Origin of the sequence: Rahnella victoriana (assembly GCF_004330295.1) — a bacterium.
GTDB lineage: Bacteria > Pseudomonadota > Gammaproteobacteria > Enterobacterales > Enterobacteriaceae > Rahnella > Rahnella victoriana.
In genome coordinates this window covers 111,890-129,410 of record NZ_SJOJ01000003.1, presented here as the reverse complement: position 1 = coordinate 129,410, position 17,521 = coordinate 111,890, and the positions used below count along the sequence as shown (strand labels likewise).

Annotated in this window: 10 protein-coding genes and 1 pseudogene; 2 read left to right on the top strand and 9 right to left on the bottom strand. The window is 57.3% G+C overall.

Annotated features, from left to right (window positions below; genetic code table 11):
• Nucleotides 1-3 precede the first annotated feature (3 nt).
• The 5 genes from recD to EYY67_RS03780 form a co-directional block, all read right to left on the bottom strand.
• Entirely contained in the window at nt 4-2,058 is a 2,055-nt protein-coding gene (gene recD, locus EYY67_RS03800) for an exodeoxyribonuclease V subunit alpha (protein ID WP_131692878.1), read from the bottom strand.
• A complete protein-coding gene (gene recB, locus EYY67_RS03795) occupies nt 2,055-5,741 on the bottom strand; it encodes an exodeoxyribonuclease V subunit beta (protein WP_131692877.1) in 3,687 nt (1,228 codons plus the stop codon). The genes recD and recB overlap by 4 nt, the downstream gene beginning before the upstream one ends.
• Nucleotides 5,738-9,199, bottom strand: coding sequence for an exodeoxyribonuclease V subunit gamma (gene recC, locus EYY67_RS03790; protein ID WP_131692876.1), 3,462 nt, complete (start codon nt 9,197-9,199; stop codon nt 5,738-5,740). The genes recB and recC overlap by 4 nt, the downstream gene beginning before the upstream one ends.
• A gap of 128 nt (nt 9,200-9,327) precedes the next feature.
• Nucleotides 9,328-9,840 (bottom strand): SRPBCC family protein, encoded by a 513-nt coding sequence (locus EYY67_RS03785; protein ID WP_095923077.1) that lies wholly within the window; start codon nt 9,838-9,840, stop codon nt 9,328-9,330.
• A gap of 201 nt (nt 9,841-10,041) precedes the next feature.
• Nucleotides 10,042-11,139 carry an NADH:flavin oxidoreductase/NADH oxidase gene (locus EYY67_RS03780; RefSeq protein ID WP_131692875.1) on the bottom strand — a complete coding sequence of 366 codons (1,098 nt, stop codon included), beginning with the start codon at nt 11,137-11,139 and terminating at the stop codon, nt 10,042-10,044.
• A gap of 122 nt (nt 11,140-11,261) precedes the next feature.
• On the opposite strand from EYY67_RS03780, the gene EYY67_RS03775 reads away from it, so the two are divergent.
• Together EYY67_RS03775 and EYY67_RS03770 are read left to right on the top strand one after the other, a co-directional pair.
• Nucleotides 11,262-12,164: a LysR family transcriptional regulator gene (locus EYY67_RS03775; RefSeq protein ID WP_207391074.1), complete on the top strand. Its 903-nt coding sequence runs from the start codon at nt 11,262-11,264 to the stop codon at nt 12,162-12,164.
• A 48-nt stretch (nt 12,165-12,212) separates the two neighbouring features.
• On the top strand, nt 12,213-12,509 hold the full coding sequence (locus EYY67_RS03770; RefSeq protein ID WP_131692874.1) for an Rdx family protein: 297 nt from the start codon (nt 12,213-12,215) through the stop codon (nt 12,507-12,509).
• 39 nt (nt 12,510-12,548) lie between these two features.
• On the opposite strand, the gene EYY67_RS03765 is transcribed toward EYY67_RS03770, so the two are convergent.
• From EYY67_RS03765 to EYY67_RS03750, 4 genes and pseudogenes are all read right to left on the bottom strand, one after another.
• A complete protein-coding gene (locus EYY67_RS03765; protein ID WP_131692873.1) occupies nt 12,549-15,797 on the bottom strand; it encodes a type I restriction endonuclease subunit R in 3,249 nt (1,082 codons plus the stop codon).
• Nucleotides 15,794-16,537, bottom strand: coding sequence for a restriction endonuclease subunit S (locus EYY67_RS03760; protein ID WP_131692872.1), 744 nt, complete (start codon nt 16,535-16,537; stop codon nt 15,794-15,796). The genes EYY67_RS03765 and EYY67_RS03760 overlap by 4 nt, the downstream gene beginning before the upstream one ends.
• Nucleotides 16,534-17,127 (bottom strand): annotated as a pseudogene (locus EYY67_RS03755) (SAM-dependent DNA methyltransferase); the annotation flags it as partial. The gene EYY67_RS03760 and the pseudogene EYY67_RS03755, both read right to left, overlap by 4 nt.
• The gene (locus EYY67_RS03750; RefSeq protein WP_165497939.1) at nt 17,100-17,339 is read right to left on the bottom strand and encodes a type I restriction-modification system subunit M N-terminal domain-containing protein; all 240 of its coding nucleotides are present in this window, start codon (nt 17,337-17,339) and stop codon (nt 17,100-17,102) included. The gene EYY67_RS03750 and the pseudogene EYY67_RS03755, both read right to left, overlap by 28 nt.
• Nucleotides 17,340-17,521: the final 182 nt, after the last annotated feature.

Genomic DNA, 17,521 nt, shown 5'->3' with positions numbered 1-17,521 from the left:
GCACTAGGCGCTTTCAATTAATCCGCTGGCACGCAATACCCGCCGCTGTACCGCATCCGGCAGCACCGCATTCATTCCCCCGACACATCCCAGACTGAACCAGTGACGCGCACGGGTGATGCCGGTGTAAATCAGCTCACGGGTCAGGATCGGGCTGAGGTTTTCCGGCAGTAATAGCGCGGTATGGGTGAATTCAGAACCCTGCGATTTATGAACCGTCATGGCGAATACCGTTTCCACCGCCTGCAAACGCCCCGGCATTACCCAGCGGATATCCTGCGTACCGTCACCGGCCAGAAACGCCACGCGCAAGGTCGGCACGACGGAACCGTCCGGCAGCCGGTGCGGGATCTCCAGCGTGATGCCAATATCGCCATTCATCAGTCGCTGGCTGTAGTCGTTACGCGTGACCAGCACCGGGCGCCCCGGATACCAGTTAACGGATGCCTTGAGCAGCCCTTCTTTTCTCAGGATTTCAGCAATTCGCTCATTCAGTTTTTCTACACCCCAGTTTCCGCCACGCAAGGCGCACAGCAACTGAAACTGGCTGTACGCCAGCAACACTTTGGTGGCCCAGCGGTTGAACGCTTCGGGCGGTTCATCGTCTGCCGGACGCTCATTGATCATGATCGTCAGATAGTGACGATAGCCGACCGGGGGTTCGACGCCTTCACGCGTTGCCGCCGCCGGAAACTGCTTCGCGCCGCCATTCACCACCCAGTCACGCAGCTCACGGTCATCGTCCGCGCTCAGCGTCAGTTGCGCCAGATCGGCATAACCCTGTTTCCAGACCTGTTTCAGCCCTTTCACGTCGCCATCGTTTACCGCTTCCGCCAGCCTGCCGATGCCACTTTGTGCATCAAAACGGTAGCTGTGACGCAGCATCACCACCGCCTGATCCATCGCCGTGCCGTGCGGATCAACCAGCTGATCCGCAATGGATTCGCCGGTCACTTCCTGCAGCCAGTCACGGGTTTGCGGCAGATAATGGCCGCCCGCTGCCCGCTGACACAATTCACTGAGCAACGCCCCCGCTTCCACCGACGCCAGCTGATCTTTATCACCGAGCAGGATCAGTCGCGCCTGCTCCGGCAACGCCGCCAGCAGCGCCGCCATCATTTCCAGATCGACCATCGAGGCTTCATCCACCACCAGCACATCCAGCAGTAACGGATTCCCCGGATGGTGGCGGAAATGCCGGGTATCCGGGCGGCTGCCAAGCAGGCGGTGCAGAGTCACAACATCGGTGTTGATGCTGTCGCGCACGGCATCGCCGTTGCCCAGCGCACTGAGATCCAGCTTCGACACCGCACCGGCAATGGATTCATTGAGACGCGCCGCTGCCTTGCCGGTCGGTGCCGCCAGACGGATACGCAGCGGCTGGCCGTGTTCTTCCAGCGCCAGTGTCTGCAACAACGCCAGCAGGCGCACCACCGTGGTGGTTTTACCGGTGCCCGGCCCGCCGGTAATAATGCTGAATGCATTGCCCGCGGCCAGCGCACAGGCCAGTTTCTGCCAGTTGGCGGCCTGTGATTTACCGTCCGGCGGGAACAGCGCCGTAAGCGGTGCGCGCAGCGATGCCACCGGCAAGGTGTGCAGTGCGCTGCGCGTCAGACGTTGTTCTATCGCCGTGCGGACATTTTGTTCGTACTGCCAGTAACGGCGCAGGTACAGTCGCTGACCGGCCAGCACCAGCGGCGAATTGCCTGCGCCTTCGCTGACCAGCGTCGGGTGCGCCAGCGCCGACAGCCACTCCGTCAGCGTCAGGTGTTCCAGCACGGCGGCGGGGCGGATCACCGCGCCATCGGCATGATCGCCGTCAGGCGGCAGCGAAAGTGAAAAGGCGCTATCATCGAGCGTGGCCTGCAAGTCCAGACACACATGGCCGCGCCCCAGCTGATAGCTGGTCAGCGCGGTCGCCAGCAATAACAGCGGATGAGCATCCGGCGCTTCCTTCGCCAGAAACGTCACCAGTGCGCGATCCAGTTCGCGCAGCCAGCCACATTCCACCCAGCTTGCCAGCAGTTGTGCGATATCTTCCCGGCTGTTGATTTTCATACATGTGCCTCACTGCCGCTGAACAGCGCGTCGAGTTGTTCCATTAACGCTTTATCCGGCCGCTGAACGCAGACGCCATTACCCGGCGCGTGGCTGCCGCGCAGGAAAAGATAGACTGCGCCGCCAATGTGCCGGTCATAGTCGTAGTCCGGCAGACGGGATTTCAGCAGACGATGTAGCGCAAACAGGTACAGTGTGAACTGCAAATCGTAGCGGTGATCCCGCATCGATTGCGTCATGGTGTTCTGGTCATACCCGCTGGCGTCATCGCCGAGCCAGTTAGATTTGTAATCCAGCACGTAATAACGCCCGTTGTGCTCAAACACCAGATCGATAAAGCCTTTCAGCATACCGTTGAGATCTTCCGCCACCAGCGGTGCGCGCTCCGCTCCTTCCAGCGTGTATTGCTGAACCAGCCGGTCGAGGTGGCGGGTCGGCACCTGCGTCAGCGGGAACCAGAACTCCATTTCCACCTGATAAGGCGGCAGTTCCGCCAGCGTGAAAGTGGTACCGTCAGGCAAGCCCAGCGGTTGCGTCAGTAACGCGGTCAGCCAGCCGGTCAGCGGCACGATCCATTTTTCCCAGCCCCGCGTATTACAACGCCGGGCAACCTGATCGGCGATTTTCGCCGGATCGGCCGCCAGCGCGGCAAACCCTTCGTCACCCGCCCATTCCAGCAAACCGTGCAGGAAATTACCCGGCGCAGGGCCGCGCGGGAAAGCATACAAATTTTCACCGGTCATCGGCTGCGGCAGCCCTTCCGGCTGTTCTTTTCCGGCATCACGGATTTTCTGATCTTCTAAATAACTGTCCTGCGCGGCGCTTTCGATTTCAGCCAGCGGCTCACGGTTCAGGTTTTCGGCCACGATATACGTACCGGCAGCCGCGATTTGCAGGCCGGAGAAACTCGTCACCCACCAGCGCGGCCCTTTATGGGTACGCAGTGGCGGACGTGGCCCGAGCGCCGGCAGCGTCTGCTCACTGCGATAAAGGGCACCGTCCGGCAGGGGCAGCGGCCAGGCACGGATGTTTTCCGTTTCCAGCGCCTGCAAACTCGCAGGCAGCGCATCCGCCTCAATGGTTTCCCCACCGTGGAAAAGATAACCGGGCGCGCTCTTTTCGAACTCTTTCAGCGGTGCCATACCTAGCCACAGCGCGTAACGTGAGCGGGTCAGCGCCACATAAAACTTACGCAGATCCTCGCCCAGACGCTCGCGGTCGGCCTGCACCAGTTGCTCATCCGTCGCACTCAGCGCGACTTCCAGTTCACCTTCCGGCGTATGCCATTTCAGCGGTGAATCCTGTTTTTTAACCGCGCGGAACGCACAGGCAAACGGCAGGAACACCAGCGGATATTCCAGCCCTTTGGATTTATGTACCGTGACCACTTTCACCAGATCCGCATCACTCTCGAGACGCAGTTTGCGGGCATCGCCGCCCTGATGTTCATCCTGACATTGTTCCGCCAGATAGCGGATCAGCGCATGTTCGCCGTCGAGTTGCACGCTGGCCTGTTGCAGCAGTTCGGAAAGGTGCAGCAGATCGGTCAGCGCACGCTCGTCGCCCCGGCCAAGCAGACGGCGCGGCACGTCGAATTCCCACATCAGGCGGCGCAGCATCGGCAAAATGCCCTGCTTGCGCCAGCAGGTGCGAAACGCCTGAAATTGTTGCACGTAGCGTTCCCACTCATTCTCGTCCTGATTCAGCCGGTCTAGCGCCTCCCAACTGAGGTTGAGCGAAGGCGTGGCAAGGGCAGCGCGCAGCAGACGGTCGTTTTCCGGCGCGGCACAGGCCGCCAGCCAGTATTGCAACTCCCCCGCCTGCGCACTTTCAAAAATCGATTCTTTATCGGAAAGATAAACACTGCGCACGCCGCGTTTCGACAGCGCGGTGCGCACCGCCGCCGCTTCACGGCCGGTATTCACCAGCACCGCCACATCGCCCGGCATTACCGGTTTCAGGGTTTCACCGGGCAGCCCGAAACCGGCAGCCCCTTGCTGGCCGAGGCGCAACAAGCGGACGATTTCCGTTGCACAGCCTTCGGCCATCAGCTGGACATACTGCGTTTTCGGCAAGGTGTCCGGCTGATTTTCCGGGTACCACAGCGTCATCGCCGCCGCTTCGGCATCATCAATCACCAGCGTGTCGGCGCGCCCTTTGGCTTCCACCGGCAGGAACGGCACCTGATTGTCACCGTCACGACGGAACAGGAACGCGCCCTCCCCTGCGCGGCGCTTCTCTGCCAGTTCAAACACCTGATTGACTGACGCCACCATCGCGCGGGTGGAACGGAAATTGGTCGCCAGCGTGTAGTGACGGCCACCGGTATCGCGACGGGCGCGCAGATAGGTGTAAATATCCGCGCCACGGAAGGCATAAATCGCCTGTTTAGGGTCGCCGATCAGGATCAGCCCCTGCTCCGGCGCGTTTTCCGCCACGCGGTAAACGGCGTCAAAAATACGGTATTGCAGCGGATCGGTATCCTGAAATTCGTCGATCATCGCCAGCGGAAATTGCGTGCGGATGATCTCCGCCAGCCGCGCACCGTTGTCGCTGCGCAGGGCGGTATCGAGACGGGTCAGCAAATCATTGAAACCCATCTGTGCACGCTTTTGCTGCTCAGCGTCAAAGCGGTGCTGGATCCAGCGGCAGGCGTGTTGCAGCAAACCGCTGCGGGCGTCCGGCAGGCTTTCAAGACGGGCTTTCAGGGTTTCCATCGCCGTCAGCGCCGGATGTTCAGGGGGATCGCCCTGTTTCCAGCATTCCCTTAAACCGGCGGGAGTAAGGCGCGTCCAGCCCGTTTTCAGATCCGGTATCACGTCGTCCGTCGTCGCCCAGGTGTGCAGTTTTTCCAGCCACGGATTGAAAAACCGCGCCTGAATTTTTTTGCCATCGACCACTTTCGCCGCCACCGCACCTTCGAGCATGGTGCGCAGTTCCTGCGTCCATTGCGGCCAGTCTTGTTTCAGCGCCGCCAGTTCTGCGGCTTTCTGGTTATTGACCGTCTCGCACACCTCGGCGGGCGTCTGATCAGACCCCAGTGCGTCGGCATACTCCAGCAACGGCATTACGCTGCGGTGCAGGTCTTCCGGCGACCGCCACCAGCCGCGTAACGTTTTGATTTCCGCCTCGCTGAGCGGGAAGTAAAAACTGCGCCAGTAATCGCGCACCACGTTCATCAGCAGTTCGGTCTGATCGGTTTCCAGCGTCTGGGTAAACAGGCTGTCGCTGTCGAATGCGTGCTCGCCAAGCATACGGTTACACCAGCCGTGAATGGTCGATACGGCAGATTCATCCATCCACTCCGCCGCCAGTTGCAGCTTGCGCGCACAGCCCGGCCACTGCTCCGGCGTATATTCCGCGCGCAGATCCTGCAAAAATTCATCGCAGGCTGAAGGCGCCAGCGGATCTTCTAAAAAACACGCTGCCGCCGTCGACAGCCGTTCGCGAATTCGATCGCGCAGTTCTTTGGTGGCCGCGTCGGTAAATGTCACCACCAGAATTTCCGGCGGTGTCAGCGGGCGGCTGAAGGCATTGTCGCCACCGTGACCGAGCACCAGCCGCACATACAGCGCGGCGATGGTGAAGGTTTTGCCGGTCCCGGCGCTGGCTTCGATCAGGCGGCTGCCCGTCAGCGGGAAGTTCAGTACGTTCAGGGGTGAGGGCAACGTTTGTTCCGTCATTCCTTCGCTCCTTTTTTGCTGCGGGAAAGGTGACTGATTAATGGGGTCAGCAGCGTATCAGCCAGCCGGGCAAACTCGCCGTCTGCCCATAGCGTGGCAAAATCCGGCCATGCGCGGGCCAGATAGGCATTGCTGTCGCGTTCACCAAATTTCATGTTAGCCGGATCGTGATTCTCATAACTGTCACGGGCAGCCAGCCAGGCATCGCTGTCCGGCGCGCTGTTTTCCGTGCCCTCTTTTTTCAGCCAGACAAAGGCGGTTTTCACTGCCAGCGGCAACGGGCGTAACTGCCCCGCTTTCCACGTGGTAATCAGCGTTTTCCATATGTCCTGCGCCTGTGCAATATCCAGCGGCGGCAGTTCAGCAGTGCCGTTTTTACTGACGATCACCGTGTGCATCGGCTGTCCGTTAAGGTGTCCGGCGAGGTGTGCGACCCAGTAAGGCAGCAGGCGGTCAAAGCGGTAACTGCGCTCTTTGGTCATGATGCCGATGCTTTCCAGCACCACGCGCGCACGGTCGCCCGCCGCATTTGCCCGCAGTTCACTCAGCCAGTCGGAGAACATCACGCCGCCGGTGTCATCTTCCAGCGCCTCATTTGCCAGCGGTTGCGGCCAGTTATCGAGTACCTGCTGATAACTGGCAAACAAGGTGTCCATCGGCTCGGCGAGATCTTCGCTCAGCACCGCAGCGAACTCGCCCGGAGCCAGTTCGCCGCGCCGCTCAATGCGTTCAAGTTGCTGACGCAACACATCCTGCCGCGAAACGCCTGCTTCCAGTGCCTGTTTCTGCGCGCGGATCAGTTCATCCTGCAAACGCCAGTTTTCCAGCGCATTGATGTCGAACGGCTCCTGATCTTCGCTGCCGGGATCTTCCAGCTCAAAATAGATGTTCAGCCGCTGGCGGAAGAAACTGCGCACCGGGTCGGACAGAAAATCCGACAACTGCCGCAGTGTCAGCGCGCCTTCCTGTTCAACAGGTTGCAGCGGTTGCGCCACCACGGCGGCGGCTTCGGCTTCCAGACCGGCGCGCCATTCGTGGGCATAGCTGAACAACGTGCTGCCCTGACTGAAGTAATCGCGGTTGAACGGTTGCAGACGATGTTCGACGGTCAGCGCAGGCAGTAGCTCCCCGCCATTTTCCGCTTTCCAGCCCGCCGCCACATGGTCGCGCAACTGTGCCACCAACACGGAAGGCGGCCGTTCGGTATTGTCGTGAATGCTGCGACCAACCCAGCTGATATGCAGACGCTCACGGGCAGAAAGCAGCGCCTCAAGGAACAGGTAACGGTCATCTTCGCGGCGGGAACGGTCACCCGGACGGTAATCACGCCCCATCAGGTCAAAATCCATCGGCACGCGGTTACGCGGATAATCGCCGTCATTCATGCCCAGCAGATAGACGTGGCGGAACGGAATGGCGCGCATCGGCATCAGGGTGGCAAAGGTCACCGCCCCGCCGAAGAATGGCTGTGTCAGACCTGACTGGTCGAACTGCGCCAGCCAGTGATCGCGCACCACCGACAGCGGCAGTTCAGCCTGCAAATCGACGCTTTCACAGGCAGCCAGCCAGGTTTCCAGCTCGCCATGCAGACGCACTAAAATGAAGCCGTCTTCGCCGTCATCCTCGCTGAAGTACTGAGAAAGGATGTCGCGCAGGCGTTCGCCCCACACCGGCGGCGTCGCGGGTTCACGCAACTGACGCCAGGTGTCGTCGAGGCAGTTGAGCAGATGCGACAGCGGACCGATCAGCGCCGCATCCAGCCCGCCGATTTCATCCAGCGGTTCGATATCCGCCCACGCCTCGCCGCTGCCCACCGCATAACCGAGCAGCATACGTTGCAGGCCGAAGAACCAGCTGTTTTGCTCCGGCGATAACGGCAGTTCGAGGCTCTGACGCTGTTCCGCATGCAGCCCCCAGCGCACGTTAGCGGCACGTATCCAGCGATGCAGCAGCGGCAGTTGCTCTTCTTCGATGCCGAAACGCTGACGCACGGAAGGCACGTCGAGTAAATCCAGCAGATCGCTGACGGCAAAACGCGACTGCGGCAGGCTGAGCAGGCTTTCCAGCGCACCGAGTAAGGAGTTGTTCTGGCGCGGCCCCTGATCGGCAACGGTAAACGGGATATAGCGCGGGTCGCTGCGTTCCGTCAGGCCAAATACCGCCTGAATGTGCGGCGCATAGCCGTTGATATCCGGCACCATCACGATAATGTCGCGGGCTTTCAGCGTCGGATCAGCCGCCAGCGCGGCCAGCAACCGGTCATGCAGCACTTCCACTTCGCGCTGCGCGCTGTGGGTAATAAAGAAACGCAGGGAATCGTCCTGCTGAACATCCACCGCAGGCCATTCTTCGATCGTTTCCGCCAGCGGACGCAGCTGCAAAATGTCTTCCTGCAACTGGTGCAACAAGGTGTCGGTGCCGTTTGAGGTAAAGAGGTCGATACGCGGGATCACCGGCGCAAGCTGCGAAGCATAGGATTCGTGGTTGTCATATTCATTCAGCAGGCCGATATAATCGCGCCCCTGCTTGCCCCATGCCGCGAGCAGCGGATGCGCATGCTGATGAAGTTCATCTTCAGCGATCACCTGCGGCATGCCCGGCTTGCGTAATTGCCGGATCCGCTCCGCACGCAGCAGATCTTTATCGGCGATGATATCGCTCCAGTCGTGTTCGCACGGGTTATGCACGCACATAAAGATGTGTGTCCAGCGCCCCAGTACCGCCAGCACTTCAAGGGATTGTTGCGGCAGCGAGGAAATACCGAACACCACCAGCCGCGAGGGCAATCCGGCCGGACGCGGATCTTCAGGAAGGGTTTGTGCATGTTGCAGAAAACGCTGATGCAGCGCCGCACGGCTGGTGCCGCGCTCGTTTTCAGGCACATCCGCCAGCAGCGCACGCCACAGTTGCGGCTGCCACAGCAGGTTTTCCGGTAAGGGTTCGCTGCCCTGGCGGCTGGTGCGCAGGACGTCCTGCCCGATGCCCCAGTCTTCCAGCCAGTCGGCACGGTAAACCTGATACTGATCGAATAAATCCGCCAGACGCTGCGCCAGCTGATGCAGTTTACGCATGTCGCCGTCTTCTTTTAAGAAACGGGCCAGCGGCGCAAACACCGGTTCTGCCAGCAGTTCAGGCAACAGGCGGATCAGTCGCCAGGTCAGCAACGGCCGGTCAAACGGGGACGATTCCGGCACCTGTTCTTTGCCAAGCACCGCGCGGTAAACCTGCCAGAAAAAACGCGCCGGAAGCTTGATATCCAGCGCCGCCGCAATTCCGCAGCCACCGTCCGCCACATCACGCGCCAGCGCCAGTTTCAGCCACTGGTTGATGCCGTTGCTTTGCACCAGAATCACTTCGTTTTCCAGCGGCGACAGCGGATGCGCCGCCATCCACGTGACCAGCACATCCCTCAGCGCCTCTGAGTGATTTCCGTGTAATACCATCAAACCTGAATTCACGCCCGCATCCCTTGTTATCGCCTGTCAGGGGTGAGATTTTGCGTTCATTTGGAAAGGATTGAAAGGACAGAAAAGAAAAGAGGCAGGGCTTGCGGCCTGCCTCGTAGCAAAATGTAACGCGCTGAAAATTAGCTGCGCATTTTACGAGCCGCCCCGATCATTCCGTCCAGCCATTCCTGATGGCCGTTGATCATCGGGTTAGGTCGGGTTACCGCTAAATCGCGTGCCGGTTTACCGTTTTGCGTTTCCTGCGTCAGGATACGCACACGGCCGCCGGAAAGTTCTTCGATAAGCCACGCGTGATGCACGTCGAGACGGGTGTCGGCGTCGCCTTCTGCCCAGCCGTGCCACGCCATGCGCGCTGGCTGCCCGTTGACCGGCGGCACGTATTCCGTCACCTGCGCTTCGACCGGGAAACCAAAGGTACTGAACCGGAAACGGGCACCGTCGCTCAGGCCCGGCCCCGTGCCGTCGTAGAAAGCAATATCAGACGCGTTGCTGTAATACACCGGCCAGGCGGCAGTGTTATCCAGTTGTGCCCAGAGTTCGTCAACCGTCACGCCGGTGATGATCATTTCGTTTGACGCGAAGTTGTCGGTTTCGCCGGGGATATAGCCTTGCGGCCAGTGAATCGCATTCATATTTACTTCCTTTGTATTGAGTTATGTACAGGGAACAGCCCGCAGGCTGGCGTGCATAAAGAATACGCAGGGCTGAGATATTACGGAAATCACACCTTGTGATACTTACCATTTCTGATTTTTATATCTGGATGGCGGGCAAAAAAACAGGCAGAAGAAGACTTCTGCCTGCCGGTTATTTCACTGATTCATCAGCAATGATCACTGAATGCTGTAACGCTCAAGCCAGTGCGCGTAAGGCGCAGGCAGAACCCACGAAGGATTGTCTTCGCCCAGTTCTTTTGCCAGCGCATACGGATAATGCGGGTTGGCGAGCATTGCGCGGCCAATCATCACCAGATCCATATCTTGTTCGCTGATGCAACGCTCGGCCACGTCTGCCGACGCAACGCCCCATGAGCTTGCCACCGGCAAACCAGCCTCTTCACGCACGCGGCGCGACACCGGCGCCAGGAAACCGGCACCCCAGGGAACCTGTGCTTCCCAGGTGGAGAAACCGACGCTGACGTTGAGCATATCCAGCCCTTTTTCGCGCAGGATACGGGTCAGTTCGATGGATTCCGCCAGCGTTTCTTCATCGCGACCGTCGTATTCGATCACGCCAAAACGCGCGGTGATCGGCAGGTTTTTCGGCCAGACCGCGTTAACGGCATCGAAAGTCTCAATCAGGAAACGGCTGCGACCGGCGAAGTCACCGCCGTATTCGTCAGTGCGGGTGTTGGAATGCACGGAGAAGAAGCTTTGTGCCAGATAGCCGTGGGCAAAATGCAGTTCCAGCCATTCAAAACCGGCATCGCGTGCGCGTTTTGCGGCAGCGACAAAATCCGCCATCACGCGCTGGATATCGGCTTTGGTCATTTCTTTCGGCACTTTTGGCAGATGTTTGCCGAATGCGACAGCGGATGGCGCAAGGGTCGCCCAGCCACGCGGATCGCCTTCCACAATATGATCGTCCCCTTCCCACGGCAGATTGGCGCTGGCTTTACGGCCTGCATGTCCGATCTGGATCCCCGGTACCGCGCCTGCGGCTTTGATAGATTTGGCGATTTTCGCCAGTTCAGCGGCCTGTTCATCGTTCCAGATCCCAAGACATCCCGGGGTGATCCGGCCTTCCGGCGATACGGCCGTCGCTTCGACAATCACCAGACTCGCGCCGCCGCGTGCCAGCGTGGCGTAATGCACCTGATGCCAGTCGTTCGGCACGCCATCGGTGGCGGAATACTGGCACATTGGCGGAACGGCAATGCGGTTTTTCAGGGTGACGTCTTTCAGCGTAAACGGCGTGAAAAGTGCAGACATAATATTTCCTCGGTGGATTGGCGCATTTAGCACACAGAGTGCTGCCAAAGAGCTATAAGCAGAAGTATAGAAATATTATAGTGCGTATCAAATTTCGTTATAACTCAATCGGTGCCCTGCCTATGCGCAATCTGAAGAGTCTCGACCTCAACCTGTTAAAGACTTTCGATGCATTGCTCGACGAGCGCAGCGTGACCCGCGCCGCAGAGCGCCTTTCCCTGACGCAACCCGCTGTAAGCAGCATGCTGACGCGTCTGCGGGAAAGTTTTGATGATCCCTTATTCGTGCGGGCGCGCTACGGTATCGTGCCGACCGAACGCGCGCTGTCTCTGGCTAAACCGGTGAAACGGGTGATGGCGGAAATCGGCGCGCTGTTACAGCCGGAGGTATTTATACCCGCTGACTGCGAGATGACGTTTACCCTCGCCGCCACCGATTACGCGCTGGGCGTGATTATCGTGCCGTTTTTTTCCCTGTTACAGAAGCTCGCGCCGGGTATTCATCTGTCGGTTCAGCGGGTTGAGGATTCGACCCTTTCGGGGCGGCTGGAGCGCGGTGAAATCGACCTGGCGCTGCTGACGCCGGAGTCCACGCCGCCCGATCTGCATATCCGCCATTTATATGATGAACGTTATGTATGTACGCTGCGCAAAGGCCATCCGGCGCTGAATCAAGGCACGATCTCGCTGGAGACATTTTGTCAGTACGACCACGCGCTGGTGTCACTGAGCGGCGAAAATTTTGCCGGCGTGACGGATACTGCCCTTCACGCGCTGGGAAAAAAACGCAACGTGGTGCTGTCGGTGAACAGTTTTCTGGTGCTGCCGCCGGTTTTACAGACCACGGATCTGATCGCCGTAGTACCGGAACGGCTGGTGCGCGATGCCGCAGGGCTGGAAGTGATGCCGCCACCGCTGACCATTCCTGGCTTTACCAAAGTCGCCGCGTGGCACGAACGCTCGCATCTTTCCGCCGCACATCAGTGGCTGAGACAGCAACTGGCGCAGGTCTGTAGCGGGCAGTAATGACGTTTTCTGAAACATCGATAAAATCTGCCTATAAGGATCCATACCATGGAAAAACTGCCAGCCATCACCATCACATATTGTTCTCAATGCAACTGGCTGCTGCGCGCCGCGTGGATGGCGCAGGAACTGCTCAATTCGTTCAGCACCGATCTGGCGTCCGTGACGCTTGTCCCCGGTACCGGCGGCATCTACGAAATCAAAGTCGATGACGAAATCATCTGGGAACGCAAACGCGACGGCGGTTTCCCCGATGCCGCGCCGCTTAAACAGCGCGTGCGCGATATCTGTTTCCCGGAAAGATCGCTGGGGCATGTAGATAAGAAGAAGACAGGTGACGAATAAGTTCTGAGGCTGCGGCTCTCCCCGCAGCGCGTTAACGGCTCACCCCGCTTTCAGCATATCAAACACCACCTGCGCAAAGCCTTTGGCGAGTGCGGGATTGGAAAGATACTGCATCATCATATTTTGCTGAGCTGCATTGCAGTCCATGATGGCCTCATCAACAGCTTTTGGAAAATCGCCTAACATCGCTTGTTCACGGGTGTTATTAGCAAGCTGCGTCATGACAGCCGTGTTTTCTGAGATCTTGTCTTTAACTGTGAAAGCACAGTTGATCATATCTTTATCCGTCAGATGGTCACCGACAAAAAGCGCATTCAGACGTTCAAGGATCTGCGACATAAAGTCTTCTTGCTTGTCTTTGGGTTTCGCCGATCCGACGTCGTTACCGGGCTGCAAACCCTCTTCCGCACTGGCCGCGGTGAGGCGCAGTTGCTGTTCGCGCATTTTCGACAGGCGGTAATGGCTCATGACCACATTCTGCAAATCCACGTCGTCTTCCTGCACGTTTGATTCGCGCAGCAGCGGGCGCAGATGCCGCGCGAACAGGCTGAGTTTCTCCAGATCCTGATTGTCGTAATCGACGATCTGCGAAATGAATTCATAAAAGCGCACAAAGCTGCCGAGATCTTTTTTGAAAATTTCCAGCCGGTCTTTTTCCCGTTTGCATTCTTTAAAGGTGTTTTCTGCATTGGCGATTAATATCGGCTCGCGGGTCGTTTTGGTGATCTCGAACATGCGTTTGGATTGCAGATAGGCTTCAGTCGCCGAGGCATAGCGTTTTTCCCAGCGTTCCACGGCTGGTCGGCTGATATTGCTCAGTGCCGCGCCAGATTTGTTTTTACTGAAAAAGGCGGTGCAGAACTGTTCGACTTCACGCCATTGAAAAATCCCGCTGGTGCGCAGTTTTTCAAACAGCTCAAACACCAGCGCCGGGTCAGACACATCCGTCAGTTCAGCGGTCTGATAATAGGGCCGGAAGGCTTGCAGGATGTCATCCGGGTCATTCACAAAATCGAGAATAAAGGTGCCTGATGCCGCTTTGACGGGATATATACGGTTAAGGCGCGACAGAGTCTGCACACATTCGACGCCGCCGAGCGGTTTATCGACATACATGGCACACAGTTTTGGCTGGTCAAATCCGGTCTGGAATTTGTTCGCCACCAGCATCACCTGATAGTCGTCGCTGTCGAAAGCTTTGCGCATATCACGCCCCTTCAGGCCGGGGTTCATGTTGGTTTCTGTATATTTCTGCCCCAGCTGCGCCTCGCTGTTCGGGTCGTTTTCGCTGAATTCCACTTCACCGGAAAACGCCACCATGGCGCTGATTTTCTGGTAATGATTCTGGTGAATGTACTTATCGAACGCCAGTTTGTAACGCACCGCTTCCTTACGCGAGCTGGTGACAACCATCGCTTTAGCCTGCCCGCCGAGCAGGTTCATCACGTGGTTTTTATAGTGCTCGATAATCACTTTCACTTTCTGCGCGATGTTGTAATCGTGCAGCCGCACCCACTGAGTCAGGCGTCTGTTGGCCTTTTTGTCATCGACTTCTTTGTCGGCATCCGCCTGTTTCTGCGCCAGTTTGTAGGCCACATGATAAGTGACGTAATTTTTCAGCACGTCGAGAATAAAGCCCTCTTCGATGGCCTGTCGCATGGAATACACATGAAACGCCTGCGGCCGGTTGGTTTTCGATGCCGGTTCGTTCGGGTTGGGAAGACGGCCAAACAGCTCCAGCGTTTTGGCTTTCGGCGTGGCTGTGAAGGCGTAATAGTTGAGATTATTGCTGCCGCGCCGGGCAGCCATGGTGGCGTCCATGATGTCTTCGGAGGACAACTCAACGTCGTCGCCGGTGTTCTCCAGCATCAGCACTTCTTTCAGCTGGCGCGCGGTCGAACCGCTTTGCGAAGAGTGCGCCTCATCGGCAATGATCGCGTACTGGCGTTGTTTCAGGCTCAGGCTGTTTTCGATCGCTTTCAGCACATGCGGGAAGGTCTGGATGGTGACGATGATGATCGGCTGCGAGTTTTCCAGCGCCGCCGCCAGTTTATCGGCTTTCGAGCCGTCACCGGTTTTGTTATTGATGCGCCCGACCACGCCGTCGGCATGTTCGAACTGGTAAATGGTGTCCTGAAGCTGATCGTCCAGCACCGTGCGGTCGGTCACCACGATCACCGAGTGAAACTGCTTTTGTCCGTCTGCGGCATACAGCGTCGAAAGCTGATGCGCCGTCCAGGCAATCGAATTGGATTTGCCAGATCCGGCACTGTGCTGGATCAGGTATTTATGCCCGCAGCCTTCCTGCACGGCGGCGCGCACCAGTTTATTCACCACATCCCACTGGTGATAGCGCGGGAATATCAGCGTCTCTTTCTTGTATTTCAGCCCCTGCCAGTCTTCTTTTTCTTCGATTTGCAGATGCACATAACTGCCCAGAATGGTCAGCAGATTGGCGGGCAGCAACACTTCATTCCACAGATAATCCGTCGCGTAACGGGTCTGATCGGCGGGCGTCGGATTGCCCTTTCCGCCTTCCGGCGTGCCTTTGTTAAACGGCAGAAAATACGTCTCTTTGCCCGCCAGCCGGGTGGTCATAAACACGTCGTGCTGACTGACAGCAAAATGCACCAGCGTCCCGCGCTTGAAAGTCAGTAACGGCTCCGGTTTTTTGGTCGCCGGATCTTTCGGCAGACGGGTGTCTTTGTACTGAGCGACCGCACTTTGCACCGTCTGTTTGAACTCAGATTTGAGTTCCAGCGTGGCGACCGGCAGACCGTTGACGAATAACACCAGATCGAGCCGCCAGCGTTTGGCTTTCACCCCGCTTGCCGCGAAATGCTCCGCGCTGGCATAGGGGCTGTACACCAGTTCCGGCACCACGCGGCAGATATTCTGCCGGTAGCGCGCCAGCGTCTCCGGGTTCAGGCCGTGCTCGGGTTTGAACTGACAGAGGGAGAAATCCGCATTACGGATCTTCAATCCGTGACGCAGAACACCGAGCGTGCCATAGGTGCGGGAAAGTTTATCCGTGGCAATAATGTCGGCTTTGTTCAGTTGCGTCAGCAATGCATCCAGGAAATGACGTTCGGTGTCGTGCGGATACACCCGCGCCAGCTTCTCCCACGCTTTCGGCTGCGTGGTCTGCACAAAGGTCAGAACGTCCTGAAGATACAGCGCCCGCTGGCGATCGTAACCGTCCGGTTTACCGCTGATCCAGCCGTTTTCGCAAAGCTGCGAGATCATTTCATCCTGAAAAATCCGCTCTTTGGTCAGATCCGACATCATGCCGTCACCTCGTCGGATTCTGTCTGCGTGACAGGAACCTGCCAGTCACGCACGTCGATTTTGCCGGTGACAGCGGCGGAGATCAGGGCGGTGCGGCGTTCTTTGAGGAGTTCGATTTGTTGTTGCTGGAGATCGATAAGGGTATCGATTTTGGCGGTTTCGTGATCGAGGAAGGCGGCGATTTGGAACTGTTCCTGCGGGGACGGTAACCAAATATTTACAGAACGTAGAATTGCCTGAGTAATACTGAAAACCTTTACCCCTTTCACAGAATACTTAATCTGACTTCTTAGTTCAGAGCAATCGAAAAGGTAAGCATAGTAGCGCCTATTCCCTCCCCCATAAGGACGAGCAATAATGGTATGGTAACCGGCAAATACAGAGTCATTGCTAACCAGTTGAGTGAAATTTCCTGAACCTTCGATATCTTCAGAAGTATCAGCAAAAACCAGGTCGCCTTTATTCAGCAATGAATTAGGAGAAGATATTAGATACTGTGTACTTACACATTTGAGAGGATGTTTTCCGGGATCAACTTCGAATGCATATTTTGAATGAACCTCTCCATAATTAACACAGTGAACCCCTTCATCCATCAGATTTTCTTTAGTAATCGCTAATCCTTTTCCGAATGAAAAAAGATATCGCATCTTATTCACACGCCAACCTTCAGGAATTTCCCCCAACCACTCAACCCCAGACTCCTTATATTCCCCATACGCCTTATACCGCCCGCTCATGAATGCACCTCCTGCAACAGCGCCATAATTTCGGCACTGATCGCATCGAGGTCGGCGTCGATCTCTTTCAGATCTCTTGGCGGCTGATAAACATAGAAATGGCGGTTGAACGGGATCTCGTAACCGACGACGCCGATTTCGTTGTCCCTGGCATCGCGTTTGTCGGCGTTGATCCAGGCGTCACTGACGTGCGGTTTGACCTCACGTTCGAAATAGCTCTCGATAAGCACGCTGGTGGCGATGGCAGGATTAAGCGGGACGTTTTCGTTGTCGCGTAAATCGCCGTCCTGTTCAAATTCCACCACCTTGCCTTTGTAGCGGAACGCGCCGTACAGCGGCTGTTCGCTTTCTTTCAGGACTTTTTTCACCACCGGTTCGGCTGCCGGATTTTTGCGGGTGACCGCCTCGATAAACTGCTTTTTCTCTTTGTTATCCAGCTTCACACCGGCGGTACTGAGCGCGTTTTTCAGGGCATTTTCAAAGAGATTGAAATCGTTGCTGACGCTGTGTTTACCGCCGTCCGTGGTGCCAATAGCGGTCTGGATCTGACGCGCTTTCTCCATCAGCGCACGTTGTGCCAGCCATAATTTTCCCGCGCTTCTTCCGGCAGATCCATGGCATTGACGGTGTGCGCCTGCGTCACGACCGCGTCTTTGCTGTTTTCCAGCACGCATTCCAGACGGCGTAATAAGGCGAAGGGAAGGATGATGCGTCCGTACTGCGACTGTTTGAAATCACCCCGTAGCAAATCAGCCACTGACCAGATAAAGGCAGCGGTGTGGGAAAAGTCCATTTTAGACATGCGGGTATCCGTCGGAATAATAATACACATAAAGAGTGCGGGTATTATCCGGCGCAAAAAAACCAATTACCACTATTTTATGATCTGAATCAATGAGTTAGACGTTAACGTAACTTAAGCAGCTATTACCCCTCGGCACTATTTTAGTGTGACGTACTTCAAGTTTTTCCCGTTCCTGCCGA

Bases quoted from the DNA above. Each gene is read 5' to 3' on its own strand.
- recD (WP_131692878.1), bottom strand. From the start codon at position 2,058: ATGAAAATCAACAGCCGGGAAGATATCGCACAACTGCTGGCAAGCTGG.
- recB (WP_131692877.1), bottom strand. From the start codon at position 5,741: ATGACGGAACAAACGTTGCCCTCACCCCTGAACGTACTGAACTTCCCG.
- EYY67_RS03785 (WP_095923077.1), bottom strand. From the start codon at position 9,840: ATGAATGCGATTCACTGGCCGCAAGGCTATATCCCCGGCGAAACCGAC.
- EYY67_RS03780 (WP_131692875.1), bottom strand. From the start codon at position 11,139: ATGTCTGCACTTTTCACGCCGTTTACGCTGAAAGACGTCACCCTGAAA.
- EYY67_RS03775 (WP_207391074.1), top strand. From the start codon at position 11,262: ATGCGCAATCTGAAGAGTCTCGACCTCAACCTGTTAAAGACTTTCGAT.
- EYY67_RS03770 (WP_131692874.1), top strand. From the start codon at position 12,213: ATGGAAAAACTGCCAGCCATCACCATCACATATTGTTCTCAATGCAAC.
- EYY67_RS03765 (WP_131692873.1), bottom strand. From the start codon at position 15,797: ATGATGTCGGATCTGACCAAAGAGCGGATTTTTCAGGATGAAATGATC.
- EYY67_RS03760 (WP_131692872.1), bottom strand. From the start codon at position 16,537: ATGAGCGGGCGGTATAAGGCGTATGGGGAATATAAGGAGTCTGGGGTT.
- EYY67_RS03750 (WP_165497939.1), bottom strand. From the start codon at position 17,339: ATGTCTAAAATGGACTTTTCCCACACCGCTGCCTTTATCTGGTCAGTG.